The 5,228-nt window shown below is 45.5% G+C and carries 5 protein-coding genes; all 5 read left to right on the top strand.

Annotated features, from left to right (window positions below; all coding sequences use genetic code 11):
• On the top strand, nt 1–194 hold a 194-nt coding region (locus tag BLR76_RS11215), incomplete at its 5' end, for a zinc ribbon domain-containing protein (RefSeq protein WP_143009257.1).
• 210 nt (nt 195–404) lie between these two features.
• A complete protein-coding gene (locus BLR76_RS12410; RefSeq protein ID WP_281241350.1) occupies nt 405–530 on the top strand; it encodes a hypothetical protein in 126 nt (41 codons plus the stop codon).
• A 198-nt stretch (nt 531–728) separates the two neighbouring features.
• The gene (locus BLR76_RS11210) at nt 729–1,370 is read left to right on the top strand and encodes a bifunctional 2-keto-4-hydroxyglutarate aldolase/2-keto-3-deoxy-6-phosphogluconate aldolase (protein WP_091268967.1); all 642 of its coding nucleotides are present in this window, start codon (nt 729–731) and stop codon (nt 1,368–1,370) included.
• Nucleotides 1,371–1,382: 12 nt separating this feature from the next.
• On the top strand, nt 1,383–2,324 hold the full coding sequence (locus BLR76_RS11205) for a sugar kinase (RefSeq protein ID WP_091268966.1): 942 nt from the start codon (nt 1,383–1,385) through the stop codon (nt 2,322–2,324).
• 242 nt (nt 2,325–2,566) lie between these two features.
• Nucleotides 2,567–4,852: a glycoside hydrolase family 65 protein gene (locus tag BLR76_RS11200; protein WP_091268964.1), complete on the top strand. Its 2,286-nt coding sequence runs from the start codon at nt 2,567–2,569 to the stop codon at nt 4,850–4,852.
• Nucleotides 4,853–5,228 lie beyond the last annotated feature (376 nt).

The raw sequence follows: 5,228 nt of genomic DNA, 5'->3' as shown, positions 1-5,228 counted from the left end.
CGAGCCAGCGCTGTCCAAAATGCGGGACTATAGACAAGGAAAATCGCTTGAACAGGGAACATGCTTTCTTTTGTAAAAATTGTGCCTATAAATCAAACGATGACCGAGTAGCTGCCATAAATATTCAGCAATTAGGAACAGAGTGGATATCCGGAACCGAACGTCCCTGCTATACGAAAGTCGAAATAAATTAAGGTACACATGATATATTCTGTGTATTGCCGTAGAAGTCAATCTGCGGGTAAAGGGTAGTCCTTTACGAGAAGTAACCTAAAATAGGAGCTTGGAATCAAGCGTTTTGTACTATTGCGCTTAGAGTTACAAGCCCGGTACTTTAGTGCCGGGTCATTGACCTGAAAGACATAACATTTGACTACAATCAGATTGTAGATGAGCATGAAGGGTTGATTAAAGCAGTAAAATCTAAGCAGATAGATGAAGTAAAGACATTAGTGACTGCACATATCAATCTGATGGATGAAGCTCAAGGTGAAATAATGGAAAAGTATTCTGACTATTTCAGAAAATAAACACCAGTTAGCTGAAAGCCTGACTCAGAAATAGAGGCAATTCTATGATTTTCAGCAAGCCATATGACAGGAGTAATCATTATGTTAGAACTTTACTTGAACTGTTTACCAGGTCTTATATTTGTATATTGGATCATTGAGCTTCACAAAAGAAAGCGTTATACTAGTATATGAGTTTAGACATTCAAGGAGGATATGATGACTAAAAAACAAGCGATTTTGACCCGATTAAAAGACAATTATTTGTTTGCAGTGATTAGAGGGAAGTCTGCTGAAGAAGCGACGCGTATTTCCGAAGCTGTTTATGAAGGAGGAATCAAAAATATCGAAGTGACGTTTACGACCCCGCAAGCCGACGAATCGATCAGGAATCTTGCTGGAAAATTTGATGGGACGGATATGGTTGTAGGAGCAGGAACAGTCATGGATGCAATAACAGCACGTATTGCGATTATTGCGGGAGCTGAGTTCATCGTCAGCCCGAATATGGTGCCGGAAATTTCAACTGTCTGCAATACATATGGAATTCCCTATCTTCCTGGATGCGGCACAGTGACAGAGGTGGCCGACGCACTGGCGACAGGAGTCGAAGTGGTCAAAGTGTTCCCGGGTGGGGTATTGGGACCTGCCTTCATCAAAAATGTACATGGCCCGATTCCGCATGTAGAAATGATGCCTTCTGGTGGCGTGAGTCTGGATAATATGGACCAGTGGATCGATAATGGGGCATGGGCTGTCGGTATCGGCAGTGCGTTGACTAAAGATTTGAAGACTCAAGGCTACTCAAGTGTCACAGAGCAGGCTCAAGCCTTTGTTCAGAAATACAACGAAGTGAAGTGAGGACGTGATCATATGCCGGATGTCATTTTAATTGGAGAACCGATGGGGTTGTTTACTGCTCAGGAATATGGGGAGCTGAAAGATGTCACTTTGTTCAAGCGATCTCTGGCAGGAGCGGAAATCAATGTCGGGATAGGACTGTCCCGCCTGGATTACAAAGTGGAATACGTCACGAAGCTGGGCAAGGACCCCATAGGCGCTTATATTGAAGAAGCCATCGAAAAAGAAAAGATAGGGACAAGTTACATCTTTCATTCACCGAAGCACAACACCGGGCTGATGATGAAAAATAAAGTTCAGGAAGGCGATCCGTCTACTGCCTACTATAGAAACAACAGCGCCTTCACTACACTGTCAGAGGCTGATGTAAATAGGATCGACTTTTCTGATGTGAAGCTGCTTCACATAACTGGCATTCCGCCAGCAGTGAGCGGGACGGTTAGAGAAGCAATCGTCTATCTGATGAAGAAGGCTAAATCGGCCGGAACATTCATATCATTCGACCCGAACCTGAGGCCTGCTCTCTGGTCTTCGGAAGATGAAATGGTGACTGTCTTAAATAATCTTGCTGGTCTCTCTGATCTGGTGCTTCCTGGAGTATCTGAAGGGAAGACCCTGTTCGGGACAGATGACGTTGAAGCTATCGCGCGCTTCTATATTGATAAGGGTGCACAGGTCGTCATTACAAAAAACGGAGCAGACGGGGCGTTTGTTACAGAAAAAGGAAAAGACACGATCAATGTGCCTGGTTTTAAAGTTCAGAAAGTCGTAGACACTGTCGGCGCCGGAGACGGATTTGCTGTAGGTGTTCTGCATGGCTATTTAAACGGTCTGACCTGGCCGGAAGCTGCGTTACGAGCCAATGCAATCGGCTCTCTCCAAGTTCAGAATGAAGGGGACAATGAAGGACTGCCTTCCCTTGAAGAACTGACGACCTATATTGAAAATTATTGATGACACTACCCTGAATAAGTCGACTGATGTCCGGCATATTCAGGTTTTTTACTGCCGCAAAGTGGGACCGTATAAGGTTTATACGGTAATTGACAGGTTCTAGCTTTACTGCTCGCCTGCTCTTCTGGGACCTCAGCAATAGCTGAACGGTACGTGAAGTTTTTCTTATCAAAAAGGCTTCAGCTTGCTTTCTTTCCAGGTTATTGACAAAATAAACAGTAAAGAAAGGAAGGCGATCGCTTATGCATGACCTGATTGAAAACGGCACGTTGTGGACGCTTAAAGAAGTTGGTACAGATTCAGAACAGATAAGACAGAACGAAACGCTCTTCTCACTTTCAAACGGACACATCGGGACTAGAGGTAGCTTGGAAGAAAGGCATCGGACCCAGGCATACAGTCACAGCGGCAGCACGCTGATGAACGGGTTTTATGATACTGAGCCAATCACTTACGGCGAATGGGCATACGGATATGCGACTCACCATCAGACGACGATACCTGTTCCTGATGCTAAAAAATTGGATTTGTCACTGGATAATGAGCTATTTGATCTAGAAACAGGAAAAGTTGATCATCATTCACGGACACTGGATCTTAAGAGAGGGCTGCTGACCCGGACCTTTACATGGGAGAATTCTAAGCAGCAGTCAATAGAAGTCACGATCGAACGCTTTGTTTCCTACGATTTTCCAGAAATTTTGGCGCAGCGCATTATTATTGAGTCAGAAGAAGATGACCTGCCAGTTCAGCTTCTCTTCGAACTGGATGAACTGGAAGATATGGGCAAGGAAGAGTCGGCGGAAGACGATCCGGATCCAAGAAAAAAGGAACAGGCGGAAAGAAGATTTGATTCCCGCCCACTATCGACTGACTCAGGCCGAATGATTCATATCAGCACCCATGCCTCTGATCTGCATGCGGTCATTTATGATCATGTCGTGTCTCGTTTTGAACAGGTCAGCCTTGAGCGGATTGAAAACAAGGTCACAGCTAGCTTTCAGACTGACAAGTCAGCTCCAGTAGTCATTGATCGCTTCACAGCTTACAGTCATAAGTACAATAATGAAGAAGATACGGATTCTCAGGCTGAGAATCTGAAGGAAATCATGTCAGAGGTTGAAACACTGGGCTATAATGAATTAAAGGACAGACATCTGTCATTCATGGATAAGTTCTGGAGCGTGAGTGACATTGAGCTGGAGGGCGACCAGGCACTCCAAATCGGACTGAGATTCAATCTGTTCCATCTGCATCAGGCAGCCGGACGTGATGGGCATACAAACATATCTGCCAAGGGACTTACCGGTGAAGGCTATGAAGGGCATTATTTCTGGGATACAGAAATGTACATGTTTCCTTTCTTCCTTTACACGCAGCCAAAGATTGCCAAGTCTCTGCTGATGTATCGACACAGTATTCTTCCTCAGGCGAGGGAGCGGGCACGGACTATGGCTATCGACAAAGGAGCATTGTTTGCCTGGCGGACAATCAATGGGGAAGAAGCAAGTCCTTATTATCCAGCTGGAACGGCTCAGATTCACATCAATGCAGATATCGCCCATGCCGTCTATGAATACGGAAAAGTTTCGGAAGATGAGGCTTTCATGTTCAATGAAGGACTGGACATCCTTGTAGAAACAGCGCGTTTCTGGCTGGAATGGGGACATTTTGACGACGAACGGGACGGTGCCTTTGTCCTGAATGATGTTACGGGACCCGATGAGTACACGGCGATCGTCAACAACAATTTCTATACCAATCTGATGGCGAAAAAGAACCTGTCCTATGCCATCGAGTACGCTCAGAAAGCGCAGGAGCAGGCGGCTGGCAAACTGGAGGATCTGCATGTGACTGAAGATGAACTGCAGAACTGGAAAATAGCTGAGAGCAGAATGTTCCTTCCATATGACGAAGAGAAAGAACTGACGATGCAGGACGACAGTTTCTTCCATAAGAAAGTCTGGGATTTTGAGCACACACCAGAAGAAAACTATCCTCTCCTACTTAATTATCATCCCCTGACGATATACAAGCACCAGGTCTGCAAGCAGGCAGACACGGTTTTGGCAGAGTTTCTGTTCCTCGATGATTTTGAAATGGAACAGCTGAAACGGGATTATGATTATTATGAAAAAGTGACCACACATGATTCCTCTCTTTCGCGGTCTGTTTTCGGCATGATGGCCAGTCAAATCGGTAAACACGAAAAGGCCTATGACTACTTTATGGATACAGTTCTGATGGATATCATCGACCTTCAGTCGAATACGAAAGACGGGGTGCATGCTGCAAATATGGGCGGAACGTGGATGAGTATCGTTCAGGGCTTTGCAGGGATGCGATTCAATGACGGGACACTTTACTTCACGCCTCATGGTCCTAAGGAATGGAGCAGATTAAGCTTCAAGGTACAAGTGAAAGACAGACTGATTCAAGTGACACTGACACCGTCCTCCACGGAGTATACATTGCTTGAAGGAGAGCCGATCATTATTGTTGAGAGTGGAGAAAAAATTCAACTTTAATCATTTGAAAAAAAGAAGCAGAGGGTAGGCTCTCTGCTTCTTTTTTTCGTGCGCCCGGCATGGGCGACAACTTGGTGGTGAAAGTCCACTACAGACTTGGCAGTAGGAACTGTTAGCGAAAGTCAAGGGTGTCCGCCGTGAGGCGGAATCTGAAGGAAGACGGACGCAAATGCTTGCACTGACGAACAGAAACTTCATACAAAGGCTGAATCAGGACGGATGAGCTTGCGAAACAAAGTGAAGTCCGATACTGCCCGAATCCTGTACAGTAAATGGAGCAGTGACATGAGCAGAAGGTTGTCGTTCTTACCCGGGGAGGTCTCGTCAGCGCTTAGTAGTAACAACGAATGGCGAGAAGTCAGCCGAGGTCATAGTA

The sequence above is a fragment of the Alkalibacterium thalassium genome, from assembly GCF_900101165.1.
Classification (GTDB): Bacteria; Bacillota; Bacilli; order Lactobacillales; family Carnobacteriaceae_A; genus Alkalibacterium; species Alkalibacterium indicireducens.
This window is presented reverse-complemented; position numbering and strand designations above follow the sequence as displayed.